The organism is Devosia rhizoryzae (assembly GCF_016698665.1).
Lineage (GTDB): Bacteria > Pseudomonadota > Alphaproteobacteria > Rhizobiales > Devosiaceae > Devosia > Devosia rhizoryzae.
Genome location: NZ_CP068046.1, coordinates 2,748,567 through 2,761,941 on the forward strand (window position 1 = coordinate 2,748,567; position 13,375 = coordinate 2,761,941).

14 protein-coding genes are annotated in these 13,375 nt (G+C 62.2%); 4 read left to right on the top strand and 10 right to left on the bottom strand.

What is annotated here, in order from left to right; all coding sequences use genetic code 11:
• Position 1: 1 nt before the first annotated feature.
• Positions 2–973 carry a sensor histidine kinase gene (locus tag JI748_RS13395; RefSeq protein WP_201631508.1) on the top strand — a complete coding sequence of 324 codons (972 nt, stop codon included), beginning with the start codon at positions 2–4 and terminating at the stop codon, positions 971–973.
• A gap of 33 nt (positions 974–1,006) precedes the next feature.
• On the opposite strand, the gene ahcY is transcribed toward JI748_RS13395, so the two are convergent.
• The 3 genes from ahcY to JI748_RS13410 all read right to left on the bottom strand — a co-directional run bounded on the left by ahcY (position 1,007) and on the right by JI748_RS13410 (position 3,695).
• The gene (ahcY, locus tag JI748_RS13400) at positions 1,007–2,407 is read right to left on the bottom strand and encodes an adenosylhomocysteinase (RefSeq protein ID WP_201631510.1); all 1,401 of its coding nucleotides are present in this window, start codon (positions 2,405–2,407) and stop codon (positions 1,007–1,009) included.
• A gap of 79 nt (positions 2,408–2,486) precedes the next feature.
• A complete protein-coding gene (locus JI748_RS13405) occupies positions 2,487–2,999 on the bottom strand; it encodes a DUF2937 family protein (RefSeq protein WP_201631512.1) in 513 nt (170 codons plus the stop codon).
• A 57-nt stretch (positions 3,000–3,056) separates the two neighbouring features.
• On the bottom strand, positions 3,057–3,695 hold the full coding sequence (locus JI748_RS13410) for a TetR/AcrR family transcriptional regulator C-terminal domain-containing protein (protein ID WP_201631514.1): 639 nt from the start codon (positions 3,693–3,695) through the stop codon (positions 3,057–3,059).
• An 86-nt stretch (positions 3,696–3,781) separates the two neighbouring features.
• On the opposite strand from JI748_RS13410, the gene tet(30) reads away from it, so the two are divergent.
• Positions 3,782–4,966, top strand: a complete 1,185-nt coding sequence (tet(30), locus tag JI748_RS13415; RefSeq protein WP_201637353.1) for a tetracycline efflux MFS transporter Tet(30) — start codon at positions 3,782–3,784, stop codon at positions 4,964–4,966.
• Between the two features lie 109 nt (positions 4,967–5,075).
• Complete coding sequence (locus JI748_RS13420) at positions 5,076–5,960, top strand: AraC family transcriptional regulator (protein ID WP_201631516.1); 885 nt, start codon at positions 5,076–5,078, stop codon at positions 5,958–5,960.
• A 22-nt stretch (positions 5,961–5,982) separates the two neighbouring features.
• Here the strand turns inward: JI748_RS13420 and JI748_RS13425 are convergent, their stop codons facing one another.
• The 6 genes from JI748_RS13425 to JI748_RS13450 all read right to left on the bottom strand — a co-directional run bounded on the left by JI748_RS13425 (position 5,983) and on the right by JI748_RS13450 (position 10,229).
• Positions 5,983–6,357 (bottom strand): VOC family protein, encoded by a 375-nt coding sequence (locus JI748_RS13425; RefSeq protein WP_201631519.1) that lies wholly within the window; start codon positions 6,355–6,357, stop codon positions 5,983–5,985.
• A gap of 50 nt (positions 6,358–6,407) precedes the next feature.
• Positions 6,408–6,716 (bottom strand): HPr family phosphocarrier protein, encoded by a 309-nt coding sequence (locus JI748_RS13430; RefSeq protein ID WP_201631522.1) that lies wholly within the window; start codon positions 6,714–6,716, stop codon positions 6,408–6,410.
• Positions 6,717–6,719: 3 nt separating this feature from the next.
• Positions 6,720–7,118, bottom strand: a complete 399-nt coding sequence (locus JI748_RS13435) for a PTS sugar transporter subunit IIA (RefSeq protein ID WP_201631525.1) — start codon at positions 7,116–7,118, stop codon at positions 6,720–6,722.
• Between the two features lie 139 nt (positions 7,119–7,257).
• Positions 7,258–7,725: an HPr kinase/phosphorylase gene (locus JI748_RS13440; RefSeq protein ID WP_201631528.1), complete on the bottom strand. Its 468-nt coding sequence runs from the start codon at positions 7,723–7,725 to the stop codon at positions 7,258–7,260.
• 9 nt (positions 7,726–7,734) lie between these two features.
• Positions 7,735–9,423 (bottom strand): sensor histidine kinase, encoded by a 1,689-nt coding sequence (locus tag JI748_RS13445; RefSeq protein WP_201637355.1) that lies wholly within the window; start codon positions 9,421–9,423, stop codon positions 7,735–7,737.
• Positions 9,424–9,518: 95 nt separating this feature from the next.
• Positions 9,519–10,229, bottom strand: coding sequence for a response regulator transcription factor (locus JI748_RS13450; RefSeq protein WP_201631531.1), 711 nt, complete (start codon positions 10,227–10,229; stop codon positions 9,519–9,521).
• 218 nt (positions 10,230–10,447) lie between these two features.
• On the opposite strand from JI748_RS13450, the gene pckA reads away from it, so the two are divergent.
• Positions 10,448–12,040, top strand: a complete 1,593-nt coding sequence (pckA, locus tag JI748_RS13455; protein ID WP_233280524.1) for a phosphoenolpyruvate carboxykinase (ATP) — start codon at positions 10,448–10,450, stop codon at positions 12,038–12,040.
• A gap of 329 nt (positions 12,041–12,369) precedes the next feature.
• Here the strand turns inward: pckA and JI748_RS13460 are convergent, their stop codons facing one another.
• Positions 12,370–13,269, bottom strand: coding sequence for a cell wall hydrolase (locus tag JI748_RS13460; protein ID WP_201631537.1), 900 nt, complete (start codon positions 13,267–13,269; stop codon positions 12,370–12,372).
• Between the last annotated feature and the right edge of the window lie 106 nt (positions 13,270–13,375).

The following is a 13,375-nucleotide window of genomic DNA, read 5'->3' on the forward strand; positions in this document are numbered from 1 at the left end:
TTTGAAACGACTTGCAGAGCTGGTGCTCGAAAGCGCCACCGACTACGCCATCATCACCATGGACCTTAAAGGTCTCATCACCTCCTGGAGCCCAGGGGCGGAAAATATCCTCGGCTGGCCACGCGAGAAGATCATCGGCAAGCCGATCGATCATATCTTTACGCCCGAGGACCGCGCCAAGGACGTGCCGTCCAAGGAGCTCGGCAATGCCCTGACCCACGGGCGGAGCATTGACGAGCGCTGGCATTGCCGCCAGGACGGCAGCACCTTCTGGGCAAGCGGCGAGATGCTGCCGCTTCTGGAAGACGGACAACCGGAAGGCTTTCTCAAGATCCTGCGCGACCGCACGCCGCAAAAGCGCGCCGAGGAACTCCAGCACCTGCTGACGCAGGAACTCGGCCACCGGATCAAGAACATGATCGCGGTGACGCAAAGCATCGTCAACCAGTCCTTCCGCAATGCCGAAGACATCCCGACGGCCAAAAAGGCCATCACCGATCGGCTCGCCGTTCTCAGCAGCGCCCAGGATATTCTCCTTGCGGGCAATACCGACGGAACGCCCTTGGCAGATCTTCTGGCGAAGTCCGTGGCGGTCACCGAAGACGTGACCCGCGGCTCGCGCATTAAGATGAACGGGCCCGAGGTGCATGTGGGGCCGCGCGCTGCCATGTCGATCGCGCTGATCTTTCATGAGCTCTTGACCAACGCCCTCAAATACGGAGCCTTGTCGCAGGCGGAAGGCTGGGTCGACCTCAGCTGGCGTTTCGGCGATCTCAAGGGCGTGCCGGCGCTCGATATGGTCTGGACCGAGAATGGCGGCCCGGCTGTCGTAGCCCCGACACGCACCGGCTTTGGCTCGCGTCTCGTGCAAAGCGGCATTACCGGCACGCGCAGCGTGGTCGAACTCGAATTCGCGCCGCAGGGCCTGCAATGCCGCATCCACGCGGTGCTAAAGGATATTCAGGAAAATTAGGGGAGGCCCAGCGACGGGCCTCCACCTCTCCGATCAGTAGCGATATTCGGCCGACTTGAACGGGCCTTCGGTGGTCACGCCGATATAGTCGGCCTGGTCCTTGGTGAGCTTGGTGAGCTTGGCGCCCAGCTTGGCGAGGTGCAACTCGGCGACCTTTTCGTCGAGATGCTTAGGCAGGACATGCACCTTCTTTTCGAGCTTGTCGCCATTGGTCCAAAGCTCGATCTGCGCCAGCGTTTGGTTGGAGAAGCTGGCCGACATCACAAAGCTCGGATGGCCGGTGGCATTGCCCAGGTTCACGAGCCGCCCTTCCGACAGAAGGATCAGGCGCTTGCCATCGGGCTTTTCGATGAGGTCGACCTGTGGCTTGACATTGGTCCACTTGAAGTTGCGCAGGGCCGCAACCTGGATCTCATTGTCGAAGTGGCCGATATTGCAGACGATGGCCATGTCCTTGAGGTTGCGCATGTCGTCGAGCGTCAGCACATCCTTGTTGCCGGTCGCGGTGACGACGATGTCGGCGCGCGGCGCGGCGTCTTCCAGCGTCACGACCTCGAAACCTTCCATCGCTGCCTGAAGCGCGCAGATCGGGTCGACTTCGGTCACCAGCACGCGGGCACCGGCGCCGCGCAGCGACTCTGCCGAACCCTTGCCGACATCGCCATAGCCGCAGACCACGGCGACCTTGCCGGCCAGCATCACGTCGGTGCCGCGGCGGATCGCGTCCACCAGTGATTCACGGGTGCCATACTTGTTGTCGAATTTGGACTTGGTCACCGAGTCATTGACGTTGATGGCCGGGAACGGCAGTTCGCCCTTTGCGTGGAGCTGATAGAGGCGCATCACGCCCGTCGTGGTTTCTTCCGAAACGCCGCGGATGGCTTCCTTGATCTTGCTGAAAAAGCCGGGATTCTTTTCGAGACGGCGCTTGATGGTGGCAAAGAAGATTTCTTCTTCCTCGTTGCCTGGCTTGGCGAGCACCGAAATGTCCTTTTCGGCCTTGGCGCCGGTCAGGATATACATGGTGGCGTCGCCGCCATCGTCTAGGATCATGTTGGGCGTCGAGCCCGGCCAATCCATCATGCGATCGGTGAAATCCCAGTATTCTTCCAGGGTTTCACCCTTGTGGGCGAAAACCGGAATACCGGCGGCGGCGATCGCCGCGGCAGCGTGGTCCTGGGTCGAAAAGATGTTGCACGAGACCCAGCGCACTTCGGCGCCCAGCGCAACCAGCGTTTCGATCAGCACGGCGGTCTGGATGGTCATATGGAGCGAGCCGGCAATGCGCGCGCCCTTGAGCGGCTGCGCCGCCGCGTATTCGGCGCGGATCGCCATCAGGCCCGGCATTTCGATCTCGGCGATATCGAGTTCCTTGCGGCCGAAATCGGCGAGAGAAATGTCCTTGACCGCATAGTCGGTCGAATTGGTGGGCATGGCGTGCTCCGGAAATGATCAATTGCCCCTCCTATACGAGAGGAGAGGCCCAGGATCAATCAAGGATATAAAGCTTTGTTTATATCCTAGAGACGCGAATACGGTCGCGCCGCTTGAAGGGCAACGTCACGAGCCGCAGCAGCGCTGACAACACCAGGTAGCCGAGGATGAAGCCGGTTCCGGCATAAAGCACGCCTTCCACCGTTACCGGCATGGCGGGCCGGTAGCTTTCAAGCGTCCGCCGCCCGATATCGGTATCGAGGTAAGCCGGCAGGGATTGGAGGCGCTCCATGGGCCCGGCATTCTGGATCTGGGTCAGCGTTGTGCTCAGCCTGTCATAGCGCTGAAACGTTGCCGTCATCGAGGTGCCGCGTCCGGCGAGGAATTCGTCATTGGACGCGTTGTAGCGGTCGATCGCCTCGATCCGGCTCAGCCCACCGAGCTCCGCAGCCCGGTCGAAGTCGGTCGTGATCACCCGCAGCTCATCGACTGCCCCGCCCAGCCGCTGGGTATATTGCTGGGCATATTCGGGGAACTGGCTGAGCATGGCGGCAAGGACGACCCCACCGATACCGGCAATCAGCTTGCGCATGCAGATCTCCCCTGACCTCACTTAATGTGGAAAAAACCGGAGCGTTCCGCAAGCCGCTTACGCCTTGGCTTCAAGCGCGGCCTTCATGCCATCCACCAGATAATCCAGCCCTTGGTCGAACGCCGCTTCCGTGTTGATGCTGTGTCCGGTGACCAGCGACGCGAAAGCCTCTGCGAGGATCGGGAACGGCGCCAGTTCGCTTTCAATATCGCCCGTCGCGCCCGCATCTTCTTCCATTCGCACGCGTTCGCCCTGCTCTTCGAGCACAAAGCCGACCACATAGCGCGCCACCGCAATGGAAATGTGCAACGCCTCCTGAGGCGAAAACCCCGCATCGACATAAAGCTTGAGCTGGGACTCGGCGTCGGCGAAATCGGTATCCGATGGCCTTGTTCCCGCAGCCAGCCGCGCGCCGTCGCGGACAGCGAGCAAAGTTCGCCGCATGCTGCGCGCTGTGGCGTAGGTGAAGCCAATCCAGTTTTCGCCCGGTTCGGGCAGGCGATGATTGTGAAAGCGTCGCAGCATCTCGCTGTTGAGCGCATCCAGCAGCAGCGACTTGCTTTTGAAGTGCCAGTAAAGCGCCGGCTGCTGCACCCCGAGGCGCTCGGCCAGCTTGCGGGTCGAGAGCTTGTCGATCCCCACCTCGTTCAACACGGCCAATGCTTCTTGGAGAATGCGATCACGATCGATAGGCATGAAAACTCGCGCTTGACTTATCACTGATAAGCTCGCTTATCACCGATAAATTGATTATCACTGATAAGGTAGCCGAGGCACCCATGCTGAACAAGGCTCTGCTTGTTATTCTCGCCACTGTCGCACTCGACGCAATCGGGGCCGGGCTGATCATCCCCATCCTGCCTGACCTGCTGCAGGAAATTGCCGGCGCTGGGGACTTCGGCTGGCTCTACGGAGCCATGCTTGCCGTCTATGCCTTGATGCAGTTCATCTTCTCGCCGGTGCTGGGCGCTCTCAGCGATCGATACGGTCGCCGCCCGGTGCTGCTCCTGTCGCTCGCCGGGACTTTGCTGGACTACCTTGTGATGGCGCTCTCGCCATTTGGATGGATGCTGGTGGTCGGCCGTGCCATGGCCGGCATCACCAGCGCCAATATGGCCGTCGCTACCGCCTATATTACCGACATCACCCCGCTCGAGCAGCGAGCGCAGCGTTTCGGACAGATCGGGGCCGTGATGAGCGCCGGCTTTATCATAGGTCCGGTGCTTGGAGGCGTGCTTGGCGCGTGGTGGCTCCGTTCGCCCTTTCTTGCCGCAGCCCTGTTCAACGGTATCAATCTCTTGGTCGCGCTCCTTGTCTTGCCCGAAAGCCGCACACCGGGAACCCAGACTTTCGATCTCAAGGCCCTCAACCCGCTGGCGCCGCTGCTCTGGCTCTGGAACCTCAAGCCGCTCCTGCCCATGGTCATGGTTTCGGTTGTGTTTGGCCTTATCGCAGCAGTTCCGGGCACAATATGGGTTCTGTACGGCGCCGCGCGGTTTGGCTGGGATTCGGTCCACATGGGCCTGTCCTTTGCGCTCTTTGGCGTTTTCGGCACTTTGGCTCAGGCGTTTCTGGTTGGTCCGCTTTCCCGCCGTTTTGGTGATCTGGGCACGCTGATGATCGGCGTAGGGTTCGATGTCACCGCCTATGTTCTGATGGCCTTCGCCGACCAGAGCTGGATGGGCTATGCGGTGGCACCGCTTTTTGCCCTGGGCGGAGTAGCCATGCCGGCGCTCCAGTCACTGCTCACCAGCCGCGTCAGCGATGAGCAGCAGGGGCAATTGCAGGGGGTGCTCGCCAGCCTCATGAGCCTTGCGGGCATTGTCGGCCCGGTGCTGACTACTCTCATATTCTTCGCCACCAAGGACGCATGGATCGGAACGGTATGGATCGTCGGCGCAGCGCTGTATCTTGCCGCATCGCCAATGTTCATCACAGTGCGACAGCCAAAGGGGGCTGACGCATAGGTTCACCAGGCTGGCGGCATCCGCACATGGCTTGGCGCATCAACAAAGCAAGATCTGCCGAGCCTTGGCGCAGGCATTTGCGCCAAATAGCAGCGCCACGAGGAAACCGATGACGACTGCACTCGATAACTACCATGCCCGTCTCTTGAGGGTGCTCGACTACATCGATGCGCATCTCGATCAAGACCTTGATCTGGACGTGCTGAGCCGGGTCGCAGCCATTTCCAAGTTCCATTTCCATCGGCAGTTTGCCGCAACGTTCGAGGTCTCGGTCCACCGCTATGTTCAGCTGACTCGCATGAAGCGCGCCACGCATGCACTCGCCTGGAACGAGGCACAAAGCGTCACCGATATCGCAATGGACGCCGGCTATGAGGCTCCCGATGCCTTTGCCCGCGCCTTCCGGCAACGGCTGACGCAATCGCCCTCCTCGTTTCGGAAGTCTCCCGATTGGAGCTCGTGGCTTTCGGCCTTTGGCCCTTTGGACAGTGCGAGAAACAAGCTCATGAAAATCATCTTCGATTACGAAGACATCATCATCCGGGAGGTGCCATCCACGCCGGTGGCGCTTCTCCGACACCGGGGAGATCGCGCCAAGCTTCCTCAGACCTTTGAAACATTCCGCGCGTGGTGCAAGGCCGCGGGGCTCGCACCGGAAACCGGGCGCTCGAGTTTCATGGTCTTCCGGTCCGAACGCGAACCGGTCAATCCCGAGGACTACAGCATGGACATCTGCGTTGCGGCGGACCCGGAGATTTCCGTCACTGCGCCGATGCAGAGAGCCGTTATCGAGGGAGGCCGCTGCGCTGTCCTCCGTTATCCTGGACAAACCAACAACCTGGAACCGGCCGGGCTCTTCATGTACCGCGACTGGCTGCCGCAAAGCGGGGAAGAGGCGCGCGACTTCCCCGCTTATGTCGAGCGCAAGCTCGTCCCTGTTGCGGGAACGCAGGCGCATGAAGTCGTCGTTGAACTCCATCTGCCCCTGAAGTAGCCGGAGACAGGCTTGCGCAGGCTTACTTGGTCGGGCGAGACCGCGCCGACAGCTTGTTGCCATCAGGATCGCGCATATAAGCGACGAATGCTCCGTTCGGACGCTCATGGGGCGGCGTCTCGACGGATGTGCCGCCATTGGCGACACCGGCATCATGCCAGGCCTGAACATGTTCAGGGCTTGGGGCCAGGATACCGATCGTGCCCCCATTGGCGTGAGTGGCCGGCTTGCCATCGATGGGCTTGGTCACCATGAGGCGGCTGCCGTCATGGGCATAGACCAGCCGCCCACCGGCATCCACTTCGCCCGGCCTGCCCCCGAGCGCAACAAAGGTCGCGTCATAGAAGCGCTTGGCCTTGTCGAGGTCGTTGCTGCCGATCATCACATGAGTGAACATGGCGTGTCTCCAGTTGAGTTCGAAAAGTTGGTCACAGGAGCACATTGCTCCTATTCGGAGCCGTCCACGTCTTCGTCGAAGCCGTTATTGACCAGTTCTGCGATGGCTTCGAGCGCCTCTCGCGCCTGTTTTCCGGTCGCCTGCACGAGGATCGTCGAGCCCGGCCCTGCCCCCAGCATCATCAGCCCCATGATCGAATTGCCAGCCACCGAAGTGCCATCGCGGATTACCGAAATGGTGGCGTCGAAGCACTCCGCCGTGCGCACGAAACGGGCGGACGCGCGGGCGTGGAGGCCCTTGCGATTGACGATGGTCAGCTGTTGGGCCAGAGCCCGCCCGGCATTGGCGGCGCCGTCCATCGGCTAGCTCCCCAGAAGGGAGTTGGCCACGGTGATATATTTCTTGCCCGCTTCCTGGGCGATGTTGACCGCGTCGCCGATGGCCATGTCGCCGCGCACGCGGCCGAGCTTGACCAACATGGGCAGGTTCACTCCGGCGATCACTTCGACCGAGCGGTTCTGCATCACCGAGATCGCCAGGTTCGAGGGCGTACCGCCGAACATGTCGGTCAGGATGATGACCCCACCGCCGCTGTCGGCACGGTCGATCGCCGCCAGGATGTCGTCGCGGCGGCTTTCGGCATTGTCATCGGGACCAATGGCGATGGTCTCGATATATTCCTGCGGTCCGACCACATGTTCCATCGCCAGCTTGAATTCATCGGCTAGCGCGCCATGGGTTACGAGAACCAATCCGATCATGCACTTTCCCCAGACGACCGACGCGGCCAGAAGTCCGCCGCGGCAGCACTTGAGCCCCCTGCCTTCCCTGCCGCCGGGTGAAGGCAGGCAAGCGAGCGTAGTCTTGTCTCCATGGCGCCCTGTTGCAAGGGGTAATTTGTCACGGGAGGGTGCGATGCCCGCTTGCGCGCAGCGCTTCGGCCACGAGCAGTTCCTGGTGGCCCAGGCTCACGACGCCTGATTGCGGCACCGGCGCGCGCGGCAAGGCATGGCCGAGGAGCTCGGTTTGGAGCTCTTCGGGTTCGATCATGCGCATGAGATCGGGCACAAGATCGACCACCAGATGCACGATGGCCCGCTGCTGGTATGGGCGGCTGACGATACCGCGACCGCGCAGTTCGATCCGCCCAGCCAGCTGCTGCGGTGCCATCATGATGAGCCCATCGGCTTCCTCCAGCAGATCGACCCGGTCATCGGCGACGAGAGACGCTGGTAGCCCCCAGCTTTCCCAGCGATCCAGCAAAGCCAGACATAACAGTGACTTGCCCGCACCGGAGGGACCGCGCAGCAGTACGCCGGCTTCGCCGAGGACCAGTCCCGTCCCATGCACATTGACCGGCTTGCTCATGCGCAAACCCTATTTGCGGGCGCGCGGCAGAACAATGGTGAAGAGCGCACCGGAGCGATCGGTGCGATTTGCCGCCTTGATCGTGCCCTTATGCGCATCGACGATCTGCTTGGAAATCGAAAGCCCGAGCCCCGAATGGTTGCCAAAACTCTCGCCTTCGGGCCGATCGGTATAAAAGCGCTGGAAGATGCGGCCCGCGTCGCGAATGCCCGGACCCTCGTCGCTGACGGTCGCAACGATATTGTCGCCCTCGGTCGAAATGGCGACCGTCACCGTTCCGCCCGGTGGCGAGAACGATACGGCATTGTCGATAAGGTTGGCAAAGACCTGCGCCAGCCGCGACTCGTGACCGCTCACCAGCGTCGTGCCGCGACCGCTCCTCTTGCCCATGACAACCGACACGTCGCGTCCGGCCGCGATGTCTTTCTGGATCGCCACCATGGCCTGGGCCAAAGTTTCGACATCCACAGGCTCGGCCGTTTCGCGCGCCAATTCGGCGTCGAGACGGCTGGCGCTCGAAATATCGGTGATCAGGCGATCGAGCCGGCGGATATCGTGCTGAATGATTTCGTTGAGCCGCGCCTTGTCGGCCTCGCGCTTGGCAAGCGGCAGGGTTTCCACCGCAGACCGAAGCGAGGTCAGCGGATTTTTCAGCTCATGTGCCACGTCCGCCGCAAAGCGCTCGATGGCCTCAATGCGATTGTAAAGTGCGTCAGTCATGCGCCGCAGCGCGCCCGAAAGATGACCGATTTCGTCCGGACGGTCGCTCAAGTCGGGGATTTCAGCGCGGGCATCGCCTGCCGTCTGCACCCGTTCGGCCGCCGCCGACAAGCGCCGCATCGGTCCGGCAATGGTGCCCGCAAGGAGCAGCGACAGGACGATCTGCACCCCGGCCGCGATCATGGCGATGCGCAAAATGCTCCAGCGCTCCTGCGCCACGATGGAATCGATGTCGCCTGGCGCCGTGGAAAGAAGGATGGAGCCGACCACCGCCCGCAGGCGCTGCACCGGCACGGCGACAGACACTACGAGCCGGTTCTGTGCATCCACCCGTACGAAATCTGCCGGTGCACCCTGGAGCGCGGAGGCGACCTCGGGGTAACGCGTACCCTCATCCGCCTGGTATTCCTGATAGGTCGGGTAATTGTCGCCGGGCGCCCAGGAGATCAGCGCATTCCACCAGTCGGCAAGAAAGAAGGACGTGCCGGTGGACTTGTCGATGGTCTGCCGCAGCACCTCGCCACGCGCGTAGATGTTGTCGCTGTCAAGGATCAGCAGACCCTGTCCATCATAGATGCGCGCCCTGGTGCGGGTCGGAGTAATAAGGTTGCGCAGCAGCGGCGCTACCCGTTCCGGATTGATCGGAAATTCTAGTGTCGGGTCGAAATAGGAGAAGGGCGAGACGCCGCCTGATTGGGTATCGAGCAGCCGATCGGGATTGACCGAAATGATGTCGCTATCCACGGTCGCCGACGCGGCGATGGCCGCGGCGATGATTTCGCCCTGTACCCGCAGCGACTGCACGCGCGCGTCGATCAGACCCGCGCGCCACTGGTTGAGGTAAAGGATACCCACGACCAGCACCAGGAGCCCCGCCATGTTGAGCACGACGATGCGCCGGGTGAGGCTCGAGAAGATGGTAAAATCGACAAAGCGCCGGACGGCGTCGAAGACCTTGCCGAACGGCGTCAGTACCATGCGCCAGCCGCGGCGGGAGCGCGGCGCGGTCTCGCCCGGCGCCCTCTTTTCAGACGCAGGCTGGCTGAACTGATCGTCGAGCGTGGCCACGCTGTTTACTGTTCCTTGAAGCGGTAACCCACGCCGTAAAGCGTTTCGATCATTTCGAAATCGTCGTCGGTCTGCTTGAACTTCTTGCGCAGACGCTTGATGTGGCTGTCGATGGTGCGGTCGTCGACATAGACCTGATCGTCATAGGCCGCGTCCATCAAGGCATTGCGCGATTTGACGACGCCGGGCCGCAACGCCAGGGCCTGGAGGATCAAGAACTCGGTCACCGTCAGCGTCACGCGCTGACCCTTCCAGGTGCAGGTGTGGCGCTCTTCGTCCATGACCAGCGACCCGCGTTCGATCAACGCCTTGCTTGGGGTCGGCTCGGTGCTGCCGGGCACGCCGGGCTCGCGCGGGGCGGAGCGGCGGAGGATTGCCTTGACGCGCTCGACCAGCAGGCGCTGGCTGAACGGCTTGGTGATGAAATCGTCGGCGCCCATCTTGAGCCCGAACAATTCGTCGATCTCTTCGTCCTTGGAGGTCAGAAAGATCACCGGCACATCGGACTTCTGCCGCAGGCGGCGCAGCAGCTCCATGCCGTCCATGCGCGGCATCTTGATGTCGAGGATCGCAAGGTCGGGCTTGTCGGAGGTTAGACCCTCGAGACCCGAAGCGCCATCTGTATAGGTCGCGACCTGGTAACCTTCGGCTTCGAGGGTCAGCGACACCGAGGTGAGAATATTGCGGTCATCGTCCACCAGGGCGATCTTTGGCATGAGGTGCCTTTCTTTTTGACGCTATTTTTTCAGGCGACGTTGCAGGCGACAAATACGCACTAAATAAGGCGGGGCCAAGTCCTGCGGGGGTTTGCGCCTCTCGGGCCTTGCCATTCAACTTCCGTCTTAAGACCGATTACCGGATGGCTCGGAGCCATACCGGCCTCTTAATTTGCGCACCAAAGCCGCCCTGTTCGGTGGCAAAGGAGCCAATGCCTATGTCGCAGTTCAACCATCAGACCCTTCGGGAAGAGATCGTCGGCGCCGCGGTGTCCACGAGCTATAACGCCGCCGTTCCGGCGCTGGTTGCTGCTTCCCTCGCCCAGGGCGGGCCGGTACTGACCGCACATGGCGCCCTTTCGGTCGAAACTGGCGCCTTTACCGGCCGCTCGCCCAAGGACAAGTTCATCGTCCGCGACGGGCTGACCGATGGAAGCGTCTGGTGGGACAATGCCGGCGCCATCAGCACGGCCCAGTTCGATCTCTTGCTCGCCGACGCGCAGGCGCACCTGGCAACGCAGCCAATTTACCGCCAAGACCTCCTGGCCGGCGCCGATCCGCGCCACCAGTACGAGGTGACGGTGCTGACACCCAGCGCTTGGCACGCTCTGTTTATCCGCAATCTGCTGATCCGCCGCGGCGAAGACATTGCCGCCTCCGACAGCGCCATGCCGGTCACCATCGTTCACGCTCCACACTTCAAGGCCGACCCCGCCCGCCACGGCTCGCGCACCGAGACCGTTATTGCGCTCGACATGAGCCGCAACCTCGTGGTCATCGCGGGCACGCTTTATGCCGGCGAAATCAAGAAGTCGGTGTTTTCGCTCTTCAACTTCCACGCCCCCCGCCACGATGTCTTGCCGATGCACTGCTCGGCCAATCTTGGGCCGGACGGTGAGGCAGCGCTGTTCTTCGGTCTCTCCGGCACTGGCAAGACGACGCTCTCCACCGACCCCAACCGCCCGCTGATCGGCGACGACGAACATGGCTGGAGCCGCGATGGCGTGTTCAACCTCGAAGGCGGTTGCTATGCCAAGACGGTCAACCTTGGCCGCGCGGCAGAACCGGAGATCTTTGCCGCGACCGAGCGCTTTGGCACGGTGCTCGAAAATGTCGTGCTCGATGCTAACAGCATGCCGACCTTTTCCGACATATCCCGCACTGAAAACACGCGCGCGGCCTATCCGCTAACCGTGCTGCCATCGGTTGCCAAGGGTGGTACGGGCAAGACGCCGAAAACCGTGGTGTTCCTCACTGCCGACGCTTTCGGCGTCTTGCCGCCGCTGGCAAAGCTCACGCCCGAGCAGGCGGTCTACCACTTCCTTTCCGGTTACACCGCAAAGGTGGCTGGCACGGAGCGCGGCGTCACCGAACCGCAAGCGACCTTCTCGGCCTGTTTCGGTGCGCCCTTCATGCCGCTCCATCCCAGCGTTTATGGCGCCATGCTCGCCGAACGGCTGCGCGACAGCGGCGCCCAGGCCTGGCTCCTCAATACCGGGTGGACCGGCGGCGGCTATGGCGTGGGCAAGCGCATCGACATCGCCTCAACCCGCCGCCTGCTCACGGCAGCGCTGGATGGCTCGCTCGACGATGCGGAATTCCGCACCGACGCGCTGTTCGGCTTTGCCGTTCCGGTCGCCGTGCCCGGCATCGAGCCGCGCCTCCTCGACCCGCGCCAGACTTGGAGCGATGCAGAAGCCTATGATGCGCAGGCCTCTAACCTTGTGGAGCTGTTCCGCAAGAATTTCGCCAAGTTCGGTCCCGAGGCCGATGCAGGCGCCGGGCCACAGATGATGATGGCAGCGGAATAGGCGCTCGCCGGCTTGGCCGGCGCAAGCGGCCTCGCCACACACTCATTCCAGCCATTCGAGCGTAGCTCTCATGGCCTTCTTCATTCAAATCGCGCCTCCGGCGCGATTTTGCCCTCCGGACATTGCGAAGCCCCTTAAGGGGACGCAATGAACATCAGTGTTCGCATCAGGACGGCTGTCGGCCCAAGCAGCTCACTCCCCTTGATGGGAAGGGTAGCGGAGCTTGGCCGACTTGCCTGCGAAGCCGGGTGGGGTGGGGCAGCACACTGCCGGGTCAGCAACAAAAAAAGGCGCCCTAAGGCGCCGTTTTCCTAGCGATCAATACCGCCTCAGTTCGGCGCATAGAAGATGTGGCTATCCACCGCCGCCACGCGGCTGAAGGTGTTGGCCCAGGAAGGGTGCACGGAGCGGGTGTGATAATAAAGCGCGGAGCTGGGCAGCACGCCAACGTCTTCGCCGGTTGCATACTCGGCATAGACTTCCTGTGCCAGGCTTTGCGAGCGCGCCCAGGCGCGACGTTCGCCGGGCGTGTCGTCGCGGCCGTCGCAGGCAAAGGTGAACTGGCAGCGATAGCGGCCCTTATTGGCGTTCTGGTAGATCACGCCGCAGAGCGAACCGGGAAATTTGCCGGAGCGGGCGCGGTTGACGATGATGTTGGCGACGGCCATCTGGCCGGCCGAAGTTTCGCCGCGGGCTTCATGATAGATGGCCTGAGCAAGGCACTCGCGCTCGGTATTGGCGTGCTGAACACGTACCTGGGTGGGCTCGTAGCCTTCCTGGACATAAGCCGCGACGACGTCTGAGGTCACGCTCTTTTCTTCTGCCGGGCGATACATTGGCTGGGTAACGGTCGCGATGGCGGAAAGCGCGTTGTTGGTGCTGCCCAGCGTGCCGCGGGCAATATAGCCCATCAAAAGGTCGGGTGTCAGTTCCGGCTGCGGGCCGGCAAGCGTCACGTCCACCGAACGCAGTTGCTGCTGGCGCTTGACGTAGTTTTCGAGCAGCGCCGCGGTCAGCGGCTGATGGCCGGGAGCCACGGGCTCGGCCTTGACGCCAAGTGCCGGCTGCTGGCGCAACTGGGCGACGGCTTCGGGCATCGCGACTGGCATTGCAAGACTGGTGTCGGCATGAGCCGGCGACAGGGTGACGAAAAGCACGAATGCGGCGGCGCACAGCGCCAGCACGGGTGAGGCCACACGCGCGGTTATCTGCTGCCAGCCTAGCTTCATGCCCCGTCCTTGCCCCTGAGCCAGACCGGTTCTCTCCCGGCGGCCTTCAATCGGAGCCCTGCAAACGAGGCTCCGTTCTTCCCTGCGCGGCACACTAGCTAAGCTG

Excerpts from the sequence above, each read along its gene's own strand:
- ahcY (WP_201631510.1), bottom strand. The coding sequence starts at position 2,407 with ATGCCCACCAATTCGACCGACTATGCGGTCAAGGACATTTCTCTCGCC.
- JI748_RS13405 (WP_201631512.1), bottom strand. The coding sequence starts at position 2,999 with ATGCGCAAGCTGATTGCCGGTATCGGTGGGGTCGTCCTTGCCGCCATG.
- JI748_RS13410 (WP_201631514.1), bottom strand. The coding sequence starts at position 3,695 with ATGCCTATCGATCGTGATCGCATTCTCCAAGAAGCATTGGCCGTGTTG.
- JI748_RS13420 (WP_201631516.1), top strand. The coding sequence starts at position 5,076 with ATGACGACTGCACTCGATAACTACCATGCCCGTCTCTTGAGGGTGCTC.
- JI748_RS13425 (WP_201631519.1), bottom strand. The coding sequence starts at position 6,357 with ATGTTCACTCATGTGATGATCGGCAGCAACGACCTCGACAAGGCCAAG.
- JI748_RS13430 (WP_201631522.1), bottom strand. The coding sequence starts at position 6,716 with ATGGACGGCGCCGCCAATGCCGGGCGGGCTCTGGCCCAACAGCTGACC.
- JI748_RS13435 (WP_201631525.1), bottom strand. The coding sequence starts at position 7,118 with ATGATCGGATTGGTTCTCGTAACCCATGGCGCGCTAGCCGATGAATTC.
- JI748_RS13440 (WP_201631528.1), bottom strand. The coding sequence starts at position 7,725 with ATGAGCAAGCCGGTCAATGTGCATGGGACGGGACTGGTCCTCGGCGAA.
- JI748_RS13445 (WP_201637355.1), bottom strand. The coding sequence starts at position 9,423 with ATGGTACTGACGCCGTTCGGCAAGGTCTTCGACGCCGTCCGGCGCTTT.
- JI748_RS13450 (WP_201631531.1), bottom strand. The coding sequence starts at position 10,229 with ATGCCAAAGATCGCCCTGGTGGACGATGACCGCAATATTCTCACCTCG.
- pckA (WP_233280524.1), top strand. The coding sequence starts at position 10,448 with ATGTCGCAGTTCAACCATCAGACCCTTCGGGAAGAGATCGTCGGCGCC.
- JI748_RS13460 (WP_201631537.1), bottom strand. The coding sequence starts at position 13,269 with ATGAAGCTAGGCTGGCAGCAGATAACCGCGCGTGTGGCCTCACCCGTG.